Below are 16,229 nucleotides of genomic sequence, written 5' to 3' on the forward strand. Positions count from 1 at the left end.
TGAGATGTCGAGGCATAGCGGGATCGCCTCGAAAGCTCTCGTTCCTTGGATTGCACGGAACAGATAGAGAGCCATTCATGTCGCGCCCGAACGTATTCAGTCGCCGCCTACGCGAAGGTTTTGCGCTGCTTTTAGGTCTCGTCGCTAGCTTCAGCTTCGCGAATGATTCGCCGAACATCATTCTGATCTTCACCGACGATCAGGCCTGGAACGGTACCTCCGTAGCAATGGATCCGAATAATCCAGATTCGAAAAGCGACTTTTATCAGACACCTAGTCTCGAGCGACTCGCATCAGAGGGAATGAGGTTCAGTAACGCCTACTCGGCAGCGGCAGTTTGCTCGCCGACACGAGCCGCTTTGGTAACTGGGAAAAGCCCAGGGCAGATCAATTATCAGGATCTGTACTACGTGGACTCAGTCCGGGGAGGTCTGAGACATCCCCTCACGCCCCCGCAGGTGTTGCAGTTAGATCGCCACCAGGAAGGCATTGCAGACCGGGTAAAGCAGGCGAATGCCGATTATGCGACTCACCTAATCGGGAAGTGGCATATCTCGGGCGCGACACCCCAAGATCTCGGCTTTGACTCTTACGACGAATTGCGCAGAGACACTACGCCAGAGGATCCCAAGGGGATCATGGCACGCAGCAACGCAGCGGTGTCCTTCGTCGAACAGCAAGTAGCAGCTGAGAAGCCCTTTTTCCTTCAGCTTTCAGAGTTCGCTCTTCATCAGCCCATCCGACCCACTCCAGAAAATGTTGCTAAGTATGAGAACTTGCCTCCGGGTAGTCGTCACACCTCCGTCGAGTACGCGGCATACACTGAGGATCTTGATACGGGTATCGGAAACTTATTAGATCGCGTCGATGCTCTCGGGATTCGCGACAACACTTATGTGATTTTTGCATCTGATAATGGATCTTCGACAAACGATAGCCGTTCGACGCCTTTGTTCAGCGGCAAGAAGTCGATCTTCGAGGGTGGAATACGATCGCCGCTCATTATTAGCGGTCCAGGGATCGACGCAAATTCCCATAGTGCGGTGCCAGTCACGACGATGGACCTCTATTCGACCGTTAGTGATTTGGTCGGCAATGCAACGCCGTTTGACGTTGATGTCGAGGGGGCAAGCCTGAAGGCACTTTTAGAGAATGGTGGACAACTGCCTGATGGGACTGAATATCTCCAAAGGGCGCATGCTGAGCAGGGGGCTCTTTACTTTATTTCGCCCTCGAACATTGCTAGTGGCAGTACCTATCGCCTACGGCCTATGGCAGCGGTTCGACAAGGCGATTACAAGCTCGTCAGGATTTTCGGCGAGAATGGGAATCCCGATGAGGATCTTCTGTTTAACATGAGCGCTTCCGTAGAGGAAACCGAGACGGTATCACACGCGCTCAACTTGGCTCGTATTGAGCCAGAGGTCGCCAGCGAGCTTGGCCAGCGGCTGGACAATTGGATTGATTCTGCTGACGTTCCGCTGCCTTACAATGTGGCGTCAGATGTCACCGTTCAGTGGCTTGCCGATCAGAGGAATGGACATCGTGATGTGGTCGTCAGTAATGAGTGGCGAGCGACGACCGACATCAAACAAAAGTTTCGAGAAACTTGGTATCAGTCGACGAGTCCTCAAGCAACTCCTCGCCGGACTTCCGCCGAAAGTTATCAACGCTCTTTGCCTACGGAAGCTTTTACGTTCGATGGCGATGATCGGATGTCGCATCAATACTTCCATGTGTCAGACGAGGTTGAACGGATTTCCAACCGTGCCTTTCCGACCGGTGAAGAGGACTACGATCGCTCCGTCAGCTACGAATTCTGGGTTCGATTACAGGATCTGACCAACGATCATATCCTCTTCGAGTCTGGCAGCCCTGATCGCGGACTCTCCGTGACTCTGGGGGACGCGAACAATGACGGGCTTCATCGCGAAGCGCGCTTTCGCGTTGTCGGTGCTAATGGCGAGTCAATCGCTGTCACGGGCGATATTGGTCGCTATGCGGATCCCACGAAGGACCTCGTCCATCTGGCTGTGGTCTACAGCGACGACCCCAACGATCGGTACGCACAGATTTTCGCTAACGGTCACCCGGTAGCTCGCACCCAAGGACTTTCTGGAACGGAGAACTCGCTTCATTGGGACTCGTTCGAGCAAGGCTTTGAAAATGCTTCTTTGGGAAACGCCAGTGCCGCAGAACTTGGTGCCGCCGGTGGAACTGGAGACTTGCCCTTCACGGCAGCCGGCCTAAGAGGTGAGGTCGCAGTGGTTCGATATCACAACCATTCGATCAGTGCTCAGGAAGTGCTGGCGAACTACAATGATGTTCTTGACCCCGTGGGCATTGGTGTGGATACACTTGCCGGCGACTTGCGACTTCCTGCTAGTCGCCCCTCCTCAGTCGGTTTGGGAGACTTCGAATCAGACGAGGTCATGGTCTTCGAGGAACGTCGCGACCAGTTAGCCGAAGATCTCCCTGTGGACTTCCTAACTGCTGCTGATGGGGCCGGTGTTTTGCCGGCCGAGAATCTGTTTACCAGTTATCTGTTCCATTTCGATCCGGAAGGATCAGATCCGTTGAGCACCGAATTGGTAAGTGGTTTTGCGATTTTCGAGAAGCCGATCCTCGGAGTGATTTTTGATTCGGCATCTTTGGCCAGTACGGACTCGATCTTGGGCAGCGTTGGAAATTATGGTGAAGAGACGGATCGGGGGCTCACCCTCGACGAGGAAAACTTCTTTGCTATTTCTGGCGAAGGGAACAGCCTGTTTTTCGACTTTGCCGTTTCTGGTGAGGAGATGATCCAGTTCCGTGTGCTCACTGAGAAAGCAACCCTACATCCTGCGGACCTCAACTTTGATGCGAAGGTAGATTTCCAGGATTTAGCTATCTGGCAGGAAGCTTATGGCATGGACGATGGGGGGGATATCAATGCTGACGGGTTTAGCGACGGTACAGACTTTCTCGCTTTCCAAAGACCGTTTGTTGAGGGCATCGCGGTTCCGATTAGCGCGGACTTCGACGACGACGGCGACATCGATGAAGACGATTTGGCACTATGGAAAGCAGCCTTTGGGGTTTCAAGAGACGCCGATGCCGACTTGGATGGGGTTTCGTTGGGATCAGATTTCTTGATTTGGCAACGACAAAGACTCTCGAACCCAGACTTCAACGGCGACACCGTGATTGATGGCGATGATTTAGCAATGTGGAAAAACGCCTACGGTGTGAATTCCGAAGCGGATGCGAACTCGGATACACTTACTGACGCTGAAGACTTCCTTGCTTGGCAAATTCGGGCAAGTGCCGAAGGCCAGTCTGGTTTTGGCTCTGTGCCCGAGCCTACGAGCATGGTACTCGGCATGTCACTCATTGCGTGCTTACTTTGGAGACGCGAGCGAGTTTATTCGCAAACGGCCTAAGACCCCAAGATTGCGTCGAGGTCGAATCGGTCACAGCGACCGTAGGTACTTCACCGCGTTGGAGCAATCTCCCAGCAGATTGGGTGAATCGTTTCTCTGGACCGTTACCCAGCCCCGGTAGTTGTGTTCTTCCAACATCCCGAGCAATGCAGGCACGTCGGCGGTGCCGCGGCCCAGTTCAACATCTGTGCTGCCGCTACCACCAAAGCCTTGAACAGCATCATTGGCGTAGATATGTCGGATATGTGCGCCGTGAGACTCCGCGTACTCTTGCGGGCTATGGCCGTGTGCAATCAGCTCAGCCGGATTCAGGTCGAGTCCGCAGGTGCCTTCCGGCAGGGCGTTCATGAGGGCTTCCAGCTCTGTATTCGTGGCCTTGGGAGCATGACCTGCAATGCTGACCCCTAAGCGATTGCCTTGACTTCCGAGGGTTTCTAGCACGTCGACAAGCATTGAGAACCGTGGGCTTTCCAGCTCAGGCACTTCGCCGAAAAGCAAGATGATCGTTCTCGCTTTCAACTCTGAAGCGAGCTTCATTGCTTCCAGCGTGGCCTGCACACGGCGATCAAGGTCCGCGGGGTCCCCGTAGCCCCGACGCGTTGGAAACGTCACGGATCCAACCCGCAAATTCAGATCATCCAGCATCTTCCGAAACTGTCGCAGACCGGTTGCGGATAATTCGGACGGGAGGAGTTCGCGGCGTGTGTCGATTTGCACGCCGTCGTACTCCAGTTGAGCTGCAGTGTGCAATGCTTTCTTGATGCTTTTGTTGCCCATTGTGTGGGGCGCAAGGCACGAGGTCTGCAGGGCGATGGGAAGCATGCGGTTTTCAGTTGTCAGTGTTCAATTTTCAGTTCACGGCTGCTGGTGCTTCCGAGCAGTGTGAAGTGCTCTGAGTTACCGGCCTATTCTCAACTTTGTCGTTGGTTTCAATCAAGCACTGAACTCTGAAAACTGCTAACTGAAAACTCATAGCTCCCCATGTTTTCTCTGGTCAAACTTGTGATCGCACTTGCCTTGGCGACCCCTACTTCGGGCGACCAAGTCGATCTGCATGGCCGACAGACCGATGCGGTACCGGTTTTCTACTGCGACTTTGGGAAAGCTTGGGATGTGAACTTCGATCGTTGGCCTGATCGATGGACACGCGTGACAGGCCCCAAACTGCCCCACTATGTTGAAGCCGATCTGGTGAAAGACAGCTTCGCCAAGGCAGCGCGTACTTTGACGATTCGTGCCAATGGGGGCGACGTGCGGATTGAAAGTCCGTTGATCGCAGTTTCTTCAAAATTTGGCTACGTGGGAGAAGCCAACCTCCAAGTTGAGGGAATCCAGCACGGACGAGCCCGGGTTTGTATTGAGTTTTGCGATGGAGAGCAAAAAGTCATCCAGACAACCCACGGTGACTGGATTCGTCGGACACATGGATGGCAACTGAGCACCCTAGGCCCCGTCAATCCGCAGGATGTACGAGTCGAATACGCTCGCTTCGTGCTTGAGTTTCAGCAAGGCAAGCGAGCTGATCTGACAGGGACAGTTTCCCTGGACGACACATGGTTGGCCCGGATGCCGAAGATGGTTGTCCGCACAAACAGTCCCTCGAATGTATATACAGATCCGAAAAATGTTGAGATCACCTGCGAGCTTTCCGGAATTCGCGAGCAGGACCCAGATATTCTCTTCGAATTACTAGATGCCAGTAGCTTGAAGCTCGGTAACAATCGGGTGCAACTCGATGGGCGATTGATTACCGATGAAATCCATAAAGCTTCCGAGTTTCTCGAACCCTCGAAGTTTGACGGAGCACGCAGCGAGCCCGAAGCGAGCTATATGGGAACAACCTCATGGAAGCCTGATATCACCGACTATGGCTTCTACCGGGTTCGTGTCACGATGAAGACCAAACGCGGCCCTCTGAAGAAGCACGAAGTCAATCTGGCAATTGTACCCCCCCTCGAACGAAAAGCCGTGGGTGAATTTGGCTGGTCATTGGCGAACGGAGAGACACCGCTTGACTATGAGGAACTGGGGCTTCTGTTACCAAATGTGGCTATCAATTGGCTGAAGCTACCCGTCTGGAATAATTCAACAGCTCCCAATGCCATCGAAGAACTGGTGATCTTTACGGAGCAACTCTCGGCAAAAGACATCGAAACCGTTGCGGTCGTTGATCGTCCGCCAGCAGGAACAGAGCTCTCGCAAGAAATCGCCGATAAGACAGCCATTGCAGATGCGCTCTCTAGCGACCCCTCTGCTTGGCTACCCTCGCTCGACCCGATTTTAACGAGGCTTTCCTTACGCGTGCGTTGGTGGCAACTCGGGAACGACCACGATTGGAGTTTTACCGGATTGCCTGACCTAGAAGAGGAATTGGCAGCTTTACGCAAAGCACTCTTTCGCTTTGGGCAAGATGTCAAGCTAGGGATTGGCTGGAAATGGATGATCGCCCAGGGAAGTAGCAAGCTGCCGACATGGGAGTTCGTTCAATTTGCTGCGGACCCACCACTAACAGGTGAGGAAATCGGGGCTTACTTAGACTTGCCCAGCCGCCCAGGGGTCAATCGTTGGGTACTTATCGAACCGCTCTCTGCCGACGAGTACGATCTTGAAACACGTGCTCGAGACCTCGTTGAGCAAATGTTGGCTGCAAAGATGCACGGCGCGCACGCGGCCTTTGCTGCACATCCGTTTGATGATCAACGCGGACTGATGACCTCGCATGGCACTCCCGGTGTTTTATTATTGCCGTGGCGAACAACTGCTTCGCTTCTGTCAGGTGCCAAGTACTTGGGGCAGATCCAGTTACCAAGCGGTAGCGAGAATCGAGTTTTTCGGACTGCTGACGACGATGTCATTATGGTTGTCTGGAACGAGTATCCCGTGGAGGAAGTCATTCACTTAGGAGAAGACGCTCGCGAAGTGGATGTCTGGGGCAGAGAACGTGTTCCTGAACTGCGAGAGCATCGTCAGGTCATCCACGCAGGGACTCTTCCTAAATTCGTCACTGGCTTGAACCCGGCGATCGCTCGCTGGCGGATGTCCGTCAAGTTTGCGAAGTTTCATGTGCCGAGTGTGTTTGGCAAAGCGCATGAAAACCGTGTTGAGTTTCGCAACTTCTTTCGCCAAGGGGTTGGTGGAGTGCTCACGATGGCCACGCCTGAGGGATGGACCGTTGGTCCGTACGAACTTCCTTTCAAACTTGGGGCGGGTGGTCGAGAACGTAAAGACTTTGATTTGACTTTGCCTTTTGATGCCAACAACGGAAATTCCCCCATTCGCCTCGATTTCGTTGTTACCAGTGACAAAGATTACAAGTTCAGTGTCTATCGCGAGCTTGACGTTGGGGACGGTCGCATCGTCTTGGACGTGACCAGTAGGCTCGATCAAGAAGGAAATCTCATTATCGAGCAGCGAATGGTTAATCGAGGCGAGCAACTGACGGACTTCAAATGTCTGTTATTCGCTCCTGGGCACCGCAGGCAGCGGACACACGTTTTCCAATTGGGCGGTTCGGTTAATTTGCAGACGTATCGCTTGAAATACGGTGAGCAACTCCTCGGTAAGGAAATCTGGTTGCGAGCGGAGGAGGTTGATGGGGCCCGAGTACTCAACCATCGATTCGTAGCGGAACAATAGAGGTTCGTTTTCAGTTGGCGGTTTTCAGGTTTCAGTGCTTGATCGATGAGCAGAGAAGCGTAAGCTCTCGGGATACGCAGAGAATCAACGTAAACCCGACGGCTTACGCCTGACGGCTCCTCCTAAACTGAATACTGAAAACTGTTCTATGCCCCAACTCAGCGATATCACTTCGATTCTCGAAACCTACGCCCCGCTGGAATTGGCGGAAGACTGGGACAACGTCGGTTTGCTTGTGGGTGATCCGGACTGGTCTGTGCAGCGTCTTATGACTTGCCTCACCATAACCCCCGCGACAGTCCGAGAAGCCGTCGAAGGGCAAGCAAATTTGATTGTCGCGCACCATCCGCTTCCCTTTCATCCTTTGAAAGCCATTACCACTTCGACAACTGCCGGCAAGATGCTTCTTGAACTGATTGCCCATCGAATCGCTGTGTACAGTCCACACACGGCATTCGATTCGGCCCAGGCGGGGATCAACCAACATTTAGCCATTGGACTTGGCCTGCGTGAGATTCAGCCGCTTGAGCCTGCTTCTGACGAGGAGCCAGAGGTGGGTGCCGGTCGCAGCGGGATCGCTGGGGAGCCACTGACCCTGAGCGAGCTAGCCAATCGACTTGCTAGTTTTTTGAAATCTGAGCGAGTTCAAATCGTCGGGTCCGCTTCGCAGGAAGTTTCGCGAATTGGCGTCGCTTGCGGTAGCGGCGGTTCGTTTCTTGAAAAGGCGATTCAAGCTGGATGCGATGCGCTCGTTACCGGCGAGACGAATTACCACACGTGCCTGGAAGCCGAGGCACAAGGCGTTGGTCTCGTCCTGGCGGGACACTTCGCCAGCGAGCGATTCGCACTCTTGACGTTAGCAGACTACCTTTCGGATCAAATGAATGATGTCGAAGTTTGGGCCAGCCGCACTGATCGCGATCCGGTAAGCAGCCTCTAGCGATTCCATCGCTTTCTATTCGCTTTTCGCGTTGCGTAGCGGCTTTCTGCAAGAAGATTTGACCCAGATAACCAAGGTGCCAATAATGCCGTGAACCAATAAGCACCAAATGCCACACGTCAACGTGAAATCTTATCTGCAATGAATCAATCCGAACTCGATCTGGAAGAACCTGGCTTTCGCTTCTTAACAGCGTTGCCAGTCTTCAATGAAGAGAGTCACGTTGACGAAGTTCTCGACAAAGTACGGAACTATGCTTCGGACATTCTCGTTGTGAATGACGGCTCGTCCGACGGTACGGGCGAAAGGCTTGCTGCTCGTAACGACATTGCAGTGGTTACCCACGAAACCAACCAAGGCTACGGTGCGGCTCTGAAGACGGCCTTCGAATACGCCATTGTGCATCGCTACGACGTGCTGGTCACGATCGATTGCGATGGACAGCACGAACCCCAGCGAATTCAGGCGTTGGTCAACGCTTGCGACCCCACGGTGAGCGAGCCAGTCGACATTGTCTCGGGAAGTCGCTATCTCGATCCGGCTGCGAAGAAGAAAAGCGCTCCGCGTGATCGAAGACGAATCAATTTACAGATCACCGAGGAGATGAATTGCCGTTTCGGTTTGAATCTCACCGATTCGTTTTGTGGGTTCAAAGCCTATCGGGTTCAATCCTTAGCGAAGCTCGACCTCAAGGAAACGGGCTATGCCATGCCGTTGGAACTGTGGGTGCAAGCGGCGGCCCATCAGTTACGCATCGTCGAACGGTCCGTACCGTTGATCTATCTTGAAGAGGAGCGAACCTTTGGCGGTGCCCTGGATGAGAGCGACACGCGGCTTCGCTACTATCACGAAGTGATGGATCGAGCGATGGAATCGACCCGCTCGCTCTTTGCCGCTCAACGTGATAGCTCTGCCCAGGACGACGATTGTCGCCCCTGTCCCGAAGAAGACACCTCGGTTGCTTCCGGCTCGTAACACGTGGACGATGGCCCTTAAAATAAAACCAATGGCCAACGAACTATCGAGCGAGAACCCTACAAGCTTCCCGAATGCTCGGTATCGTGCACCGGAAGCTTCTGGTCAGTACTTCTGTCTACCTGAATGGTCACTCCTGCCTGAGATTGCACAAAGCAATCGGGATCTCTTCTCGAAATCAAGCCAGCAGCTTTTTGGTCTTGAGTTGAATTTACTGAGAACCCGTGCCCGCCGAGAATGTTTGCAGGCCGCGGCCTTACATACTCGTGCCTATGCAGACGTTGCTGATCCCGATGCGGAAGCGACGCTTATCGTGACCGGGCATCAGCCCGCGCTCGTTCACCCTGGAGTGTGGCTGAAAAGCTTTGCCGCTTCGCAACTCGCCGAAGCGGCAGGCTCGTTGGCACTGAATCTGGTCATCGATAGCGACCTCTGCCCTGCCCCATCGATCCGGGTTCCAACAGGCACGATTGATCAGCCGAGAATCGAGTATGTTCCCTGGGACAAAGCCACAGAACTTATTCCTTTTGAAGAGCGGGAGGTGACTGAGGCGACTCTATGGAACTCGTTTCCCGACCGCACGATGGAAACTATTGCGCCATTCGTCGAGGAGCCGATCGTAAGTACCTGGTGGCCAAGACTTCCAGCCTCGTCAGATTCTCGAAACGTGGGAACGCTGGTCTCGCAAGCCAGACATCGCATGGAGCTTGATTGGGGTTTGCAGATACTCGACTTGCCGCAAAGCGCTGTTTGCCAGACGGAAGTCTTCCGCACGTTTTTCGTTCGTCTCATTGAAAATCTGCCAGTATTCACCGAAGCCTACAACGGTGCACTTACCGACTATCGACGAGCGCATCGGCTGCGGAACCACGCCCAGCCCCTGCCAAATCTTCAGCGTGAAGGGGATTGGCTGGAGTGTCCTTTTTGGGTTTGGTCACGCGACGATCCCCAGAGAAGACCGCTATTCGCTTGTCAGCAAGAGGACGGTTGGCAGCTGACGGATCAACGGGGGTGGGCCGAGATGCTTCCGTCCTCAGAGGAGGGGGATTTCAGTCTCTCGTTGGAGGCGCTCCAGCGATGGGAAACTGTCGGAGTGAAGCTTCGCTCTCGGGCTCTGACCACGACTCTCTTCGCCCGCTGGTTCTTGGCAGACCTGTTTCTGCACGGAATCGGTGGCGGGAAATACGACCAAGTCACAGACGAGATAGCACGCCGTTTATCAGAAGCAGAAGCTCCGCAGTACGCGGTGCTGTCAGGAACGCTTCATCTGCCAGTGGATCATCCCGCAGTTAGCGAAGTCGAGCTGCGCGAGCAGAGGAAATTCCTGCGAGACATTGAGTTCCACGGCGAAACGCTCATCGATCCTCGCGAGTTGTCGGATGATCAGCGTGCTAATTTCATGCAGGCACAAAAGCAGAAGCTTGCGGCAATTGATTCCTCAGTCACCTTCAACAGTCCCCGAGAGCGTCATTTTGAGATTTCGGACGCAAATAGAACCTTTGAAAATCTACTCGCCGAGCAAAGGCGACGCGCTGAGCGTGAACTTGGCGAAATGCGGAAGCAACATCAGGCGAACCGCACTCTTGATTCGCGAGAATACGCGTTTTGCCTATTTCCTCGCGAGGATCTGCGGAAGTTTTTACTAGATTTTCGCACGTCAATATCTTAGGCTCATTTGTGTCACATCTGAACGCTTCGTTTGCTTGGGGAGAGCGGCGTCGCGCGTGGAGCCTGACATTTTGTCTTGGAAGACAAGTGCTCAGATTCGCGAGGATGGACGACCCTCCTCAAACCCAAAGTGAGCCACCCGATGCCGACCCCCGCTGAGTCGAGGTCGCAAGTCGATGCCGGAGAAGTCGATGCCGCACAAGTCGGTAAGGCGGCAGCGACTCCGTTTCGCGTCCCATCGAACAATGATACGAATCAAGGCATTCACAGAAGCTCTCCTTCTGCACCCGATTGTCTAAAGCAGATCGATGCCGCGACGCGCATCGTTGCCTGCAATCAAGGAGATCACCCGCTTGTCTCGGAGTTCCTTTCCCGGGTTCAGCAGATCTCGTTGCAGGCCGATTTTCAAAGCCGGCTCGACTATCCTAACTATCAGGCCAGTGATCGACTGATCGTCAAGAAGAGTCAGGAGATCGTTGCCCACTTAAGGGTTAGCCATAAGGCCGGATGGTTCGCAGGAGAGCGGCTACCGATCGTAGACTTTACCGAGCTTGAGACTTTCCCCGAGTTCGCCAACAGCGGCTACTGCCAGGAATTACTAGAAACAGCAGAACAACTTGCCACTGCCGAGGGGGCCGTTGTCGCTTTCCTGCGATCGAACCAGCAAGAACAGCTCGGTAGGCAGGGTTGGACTCGACTAAGGAACCAGGGGCACACCCGCGCGAATACAAGATCTGTGCTCTCGCACCTAGAAGCACAAGAAGTAACGCAACGTCGTCGAAAGCCACGGCTTGAGGTTGCAAGTTGGCGCCATTTTCAGTTGGACAGTATTCGTCATTTGTATGAAAAGGTCGCTGCTCAGGGTTGGGGAACACTTGGCCGTAGTGAGGCTCACTGGCAATGGCTTGCGAATCGAAAAGCGCACGATCACATACTCGTTGTCTACGACCATCGGCTAGGTAAGCCGGCTGGCAAATCTTCGCGATTCGATTCGCCTAGTCATTCGGTCTCAGTCGATGATTCTTCAGCGGTAGCAGTCGACTCGGAGGACGGAGTCGACAAGACCGTTGGGTACGCTGTGTTGCGTGATTCTTGCATTGTCGAACTCTTCACCTTGCCAGGCTATGAATCGGCGAGTGCTTTACTCCTCAGACGCGCTTGCCAGGACGCGATCGACCGCGACCATCGTTTTGTCGCCGTTCATACTTCTCCGTCCGATCCGCTCCACGAGCTGCTTGTCACAGCAGGTGGGGAGTGGATACGCGATGCGACGACACCGGGCGGGGCTTGGATGGCAAAGCTGCTCTCGCCACAGAAGTGGGTGGAAAAGCACTACGCCTTTTTTCATGCACAAGCCCGCTCAGCAGAAGTACCGCGTCCTGTGGAGATTGACTTCCGTTTGAGCGAACCGCAGAACGACGTCCTCGGACTTCGGCTAAAACTCACTCGACGCAGCGCACGCATTGAGCCAATTGCCGAACCTTCGCCCAATGCCATCGTGGCGACTTGGCAAGAGTTGCAAGATCTTCTCCTGTTGAATCGTCGCTGGCCCGATGAAATTTCAGAAACATTAGAAGCAGGTACCGGCGGTGAACTTGCAGGCACTCTGAAGGCGCTGTTTCCCAACCAGCTTTTCTGGCGGTCGCCGTTCGAGTCGATTATGCTGTGAGCTCGCAGGTACTCATCGCCCGCTCTCGGCAGTTATTCGATGATCTTTCCCTACTCGGTTGACGCTCCGCTCTATCACTTGCCGTTCGCCACCGTCGGATTGATTGTGGCGAATGTCGTCTTGTTTCTTTGTGCGGCCTTTGGGCCTATCTATGTGGACGATGGTTGGCTTCTGGAATACGGCACGGGAGTTCATCCCGTCCAATGGTTCACTTCGCGATTCATGCATGCTGACCTCGGCCACTTGCTAGGCAACATGTTCTTTTTGTGGGTCTTCGGTTTGATTGTCGAAGGGAAGCTTGGCTGGCTTCGCTTTCTCTGTGTCTATTTCGCCATCGCGATCGGACAAGCCGCATTGGAACAGGTCGTGATGAGCGGTTACTCAGGTGTCACCCCCGGCTCATTAGGTGCCTCCGCCGGTATTTTTGGCTTGATGGTCATTTCTTGCATCTGGGCTCCCGTGAACAATATCAACGTACTCGTTTGGTTTGCATTTCTCATTGTCTTCACGTTTGAAGTGATGGTCGGCGTGTTCGCTGCGTTTTTTGTCGGTCTTGATATCACGATGTGGCTCATTTTTGGCGGCTACGCTGGTAGTTCGATTCTGCACTTGATGGGTGGTTTTCTAGGGGGAATCCTCGGCGTGGTCATGCTGAAACGCAACATGGTCGATTGCGAAGATTACGATCTCTTCTCGTATTGGAGCGGCGAATACGGCGCTGAGAAGCAAAAGAAACGTCAAGCAGCAAAGGAAGCTGATCCGGCGCGACTTGCCGCGGTGCAACATAGCAAGAGACTTGAAGCGGAAAAAAAGTTAGAAGCGTATCTCCATATCGGCCAGCCGGAGCAGGCCATCGCGCTGCGCCGCCGCATGATTGATCAAGGCATGTCGTTGGACATCAGTCGTGAACAGCTTCTCGCGCTGATCGTCGGCCTTCACAAGAAGCAAGAATGGGCCAAGTCGGCTCCAGTGATGGCAGAGCTGCTCGAGCGTTTTCCGGAAGATTCCCAGGCAGTTCGACTGAAACTCGCACAGATTTGCCTGATGGAGCTGGAGAAGCCAAATCGTGCATTGGAACTACTACAACCACTCAACAAGAACAGCCTAGCCGAGCCGCATCAGAAGCTCTTCAAAAAGATCGTAGTAGCCGCCAAGCACCAGATCGAGCAAGGGGTCGTCGAAATCGATAACGACGATTGGTGAGAAAGTTCGTAGTTCCGCCTTTAGGCGGCTGTTGTTCGAAGCTGGTAGCCCGCGAGCCCCATGATATTGGGGCTGGCTCGCGCGGCTTGTTGATTTTTTACGTTGAGCCGCCTCAAGGCGGAACTACCAACTACTCCTCACGACTCAAATAACCAGCACTCGTCTCGAAGTATTTCCGACGGCGCTTATCGGCGTCTTTCGAGTTCGCGGTTGCTTGCTGTTCTTTCAAATCGGCAACGCTGGCTTGGCAGCGACGGCAATGGACGGTCTCGACATGGAAGGCAACATAGGCAGCTTCCTCCTTCGGCAGGACGCCCATCAGGAAGCTTCCCAATTGTTCGCGACTGGGGCAACTCAATCGGTGCCGTCGCCAAATGGCCCCTAGTGTGTGAAGACCAGCGTCTCTACGACCTGCTGTTTCCGCAACTCGTTTGGCCAGCGTCGCGTCAGAAGCGATTGCCTGCTCAATGGAGTCCATCTGTTCCGCGGCAAGACCTTCGTCAAGAAAGGCATCGAGTTCTGCGTCGGTGTAGCTCATGTCGGTCACTTGCTGGCAAGTTCAGGGAAAACATCGAGATTCAATCGCTCCGTACGAATGAATTTTCGTAGTCGCTCCAAAAAATCGTACTTAAAGTTCGCCACCTGCTGTTCGCTTAAGCTGAGCGCTTCAGCGACCTCCTTATTTCCGCGTCCGACGACGAACAGCATCTCCATGCATTTCACTTTTTCCCAATCACCCTGCTCTCTCCATTTATTGAGTTGGGCTTCGATGCCGTCGGCGAGGACCTCGTCTTCAAGTCGTCGGCGTTCGGCACTTCGTGCGATGCTGCTCGCGTGACGTGCTCTACCCTCGGGTTCCCAATTGCCGCTGGAGCCGTCGGCAGAGGAGAAAGGCACCGCGGGACGACGCCCTTCGCGACGCAGATAGTCGGTCAGTTTGTGGGCGGCGATCGTGAACAGCCAGCTTTCCAGCGGGCGACGGACGTCGTAGTTAGGAAGGCTCGTCAAGAAGCCAATGAACGTATCTTGGACGACATCCTCGCTGGCAGCACGGCGGCGGAGACGGCTCTCGACAAATGCCAGCAGGCGCCCCTCGTACTGCCCGATCAAGCGAGTCCAAGCGTCGGGTTTTCCAGCGCGAATCGCCTCGACCAGTAGGGCGTCAGGATTCGCAGGAGACGTGGTCATGAAAGTTCAGCTTATACAGTCGTTTAGCCCGTTGCCGAAGGCGAGGTTTTCAGCGTGTCTCGCCTTCGGCAGCGGGCGAAACATAGCTAGAAGAATTACATGTTCTCAGCGATGAGCCCGATCAGACAGATGCCTCCGATTATCGCCGCTGGAACGCCTAGGAACAAGCGCTTCGTGTAATAGCCACGTGTAAAAGTATCGAGCCAAAGAAGCCCCCACACGCCTGCGATGATGGCTAAGGTCAATCCTGCGAAGGCAGTGACTCCAAAGATGCGATCGAGACGCTCGTAGTCTCGCCACTGGTTAAGCAGAAAGGCGTTTTGCTCAGGACCAAACTCCATTAAAACGTGCAGCGTTTTCATTTCCCCCACCGAGGTGTCCAAAACCTCGATATATTCCCCATCAGGAGGACATAAAACGCGGAGAATTGTTTGTGGAGTGATGTTGTACCGCCTGAGGTTGGAAACGTGCCCCTGGTTGAAGGCGGGCTGAGAACGGACCAGTTCTTGAAGGTGGACGACGACTGCTTCCTCAAGCTTTCTTTCAATCTGGCGGTAGCAGTCAGACGTCGTCTTAAAGGGCCCTGCAGAGACCACGCGTCTCGTCACGTTGCCAGTGCGTTTGGGAGGATTTGTTACCCAGCTTGGAGGAGCCGCTGGTGGCTCGGCCGTGACCGGCTGATCTTCTTCGTCAGTTTTTTTGGCATTCGGGGCAGTTTCCGCGGCGGATGCTTCCTCCGCTTTGTCATTCGCTTTGTCATTGGGTTCCTCGAGCTGGATACGCGGTTTCGTAAGCTCTTCATGCAGCTCATCAATGCTCGCAACGGCGGCTGCACCCTGTGCCTGAGCAGCTCGAGCAGTTGCCATTTGAGTGTCAGCCACCGCTCGCGCTTCCTGAACCACTCGCTGGCTCGTTCGGGAAGCACTGAGCCAGAAAAATACACTGCCGATGAGCAACAACCCCAGTACTGAACCCACGGTTCCCCATGCGGATGGGCGATCGTCTGCGTGTTCCTCTTCTTTTCCAAAGTGCCGCCACAACGCGAACAGGACGATCAGGGCGAGGGGGAACAGCAACAGAAACCCAAAGCTAAAGCGTGTGCTGGTCGAAACATAGGTCGGTGCAGCACCTGCCGCATTGGAATAGGTAACGGCAGCTTCTTCGTCCTCCGCGGGGGCGATTTCGACGTTCGACTTCTGAAGCGGATCGTCCTGCGCCGCGATGACGGTCGATGGATTGACGAGGACCTCATTGTAAATCTGTGCCATCTCAGCAGTGTTCGTGAGTGGCCTTGATTGACGCTTGACGCCCGCAGAGGTTGCCCCGTGATACTCACCGCTGAAGTACCATAGTCCTGAAGTGCCAACAATGGCAGACATACCAAGTGCTGCAGCGGCGATTCTCCCGAGTACTCCCGCTGACATCGGCGTGCCTGTCAGCCAACGAAGCACATGGTAAAGAATCGCAACGCCCAACAGGATAAATACCAACGGCATTAGAATTGTGGCAGCAGTCATCAAGTAGGAAG

General features: G+C 54.2%; 11 protein-coding genes. 7 read left to right on the forward strand and 4 right to left on the reverse strand.

The features are described from left to right. Window positions 1-77 precede the first annotated feature (77 nt). Entirely contained in the window at window positions 78-3,422 is a 3,345-nt protein-coding gene (locus tag RIB44_01150) for a sulfatase-like hydrolase/transferase (GenBank protein ID MEQ8615177.1), read from the forward strand. Window positions 3,423-3,452: 30 nt separating this feature from the next. Here RIB44_01150 and RIB44_01155 read toward each other — a convergent pair whose 3' ends face one another. Further along, the gene (locus tag RIB44_01155; protein ID MEQ8615178.1) at window positions 3,453-4,199 is read right to left on the reverse strand and encodes a sugar phosphate isomerase/epimerase family protein; all 747 of its coding nucleotides are present in this window, start codon (window positions 4,197-4,199) and stop codon (window positions 3,453-3,455) included. A gap of 204 nt (window positions 4,200-4,403) precedes the next feature. On the opposite strand from RIB44_01155, the gene RIB44_01160 reads away from it, so the two are divergent. The 6 genes from RIB44_01160 to RIB44_01185 all read left to right on the forward strand — a co-directional run bounded on the left by RIB44_01160 (window position 4,404) and on the right by RIB44_01185 (window position 13,513). Beyond that, window positions 4,404-7,058: a hypothetical protein gene (locus RIB44_01160; GenBank protein MEQ8615179.1), complete on the forward strand. Its 2,655-nt coding sequence runs from the start codon at window positions 4,404-4,406 to the stop codon at window positions 7,056-7,058. Between the two features lie 148 nt (window positions 7,059-7,206). Beyond that, window positions 7,207-7,998: a Nif3-like dinuclear metal center hexameric protein gene (locus tag RIB44_01165; protein ID MEQ8615180.1), complete on the forward strand. Its 792-nt coding sequence runs from the start codon at window positions 7,207-7,209 to the stop codon at window positions 7,996-7,998. A 141-nt stretch (window positions 7,999-8,139) separates the two neighbouring features. Beyond that, window positions 8,140-8,973, forward strand: a complete 834-nt coding sequence (locus RIB44_01170) for a glycosyltransferase family 2 protein (GenBank protein ID MEQ8615181.1) — start codon at window positions 8,140-8,142, stop codon at window positions 8,971-8,973. Between the two features lie 31 nt (window positions 8,974-9,004). Then, the gene (locus tag RIB44_01175; protein MEQ8615182.1) at window positions 9,005-10,642 is read left to right on the forward strand and encodes a hypothetical protein; all 1,638 of its coding nucleotides are present in this window, start codon (window positions 9,005-9,007) and stop codon (window positions 10,640-10,642) included. A 141-nt stretch (window positions 10,643-10,783) separates the two neighbouring features. Beyond that, window positions 10,784-12,310: a hypothetical protein gene (locus tag RIB44_01180; protein MEQ8615183.1), complete on the forward strand. Its 1,527-nt coding sequence runs from the start codon at window positions 10,784-10,786 to the stop codon at window positions 12,308-12,310. Window positions 12,311-12,349: 39 nt separating this feature from the next. Further along, window positions 12,350-13,513, forward strand: a complete 1,164-nt coding sequence (locus tag RIB44_01185) for a rhomboid family intramembrane serine protease (GenBank protein MEQ8615184.1) — start codon at window positions 12,350-12,352, stop codon at window positions 13,511-13,513. 130 nt (window positions 13,514-13,643) lie between these two features. Here the strand turns inward: RIB44_01185 and RIB44_01190 are convergent, their stop codons facing one another. The 3 genes from RIB44_01190 to RIB44_01200 all read right to left on the reverse strand — a co-directional run bounded on the left by RIB44_01190 (window position 13,644) and on the right by RIB44_01200 (window position 16,218). Next, a complete protein-coding gene (locus tag RIB44_01190) occupies window positions 13,644-14,051 on the reverse strand; it encodes a hypothetical protein (protein ID MEQ8615185.1) in 408 nt (135 codons plus the stop codon). Between the two features lie 5 nt (window positions 14,052-14,056). Further along, a complete protein-coding gene (locus tag RIB44_01195; protein ID MEQ8615186.1) occupies window positions 14,057-14,701 on the reverse strand; it encodes a sigma-70 family RNA polymerase sigma factor in 645 nt (214 codons plus the stop codon). A 95-nt stretch (window positions 14,702-14,796) separates the two neighbouring features. Further along, the gene (locus tag RIB44_01200) at window positions 14,797-16,218 is read right to left on the reverse strand and encodes a hypothetical protein (GenBank protein MEQ8615187.1); all 1,422 of its coding nucleotides are present in this window, start codon (window positions 16,216-16,218) and stop codon (window positions 14,797-14,799) included. Window positions 16,219-16,229: the final 11 nt, after the last annotated feature.

This window comes from Lacipirellulaceae bacterium (assembly GCA_040218535.1).
GTDB lineage: Bacteria > Planctomycetota > Planctomycetia > Pirellulales > Lacipirellulaceae > Adhaeretor.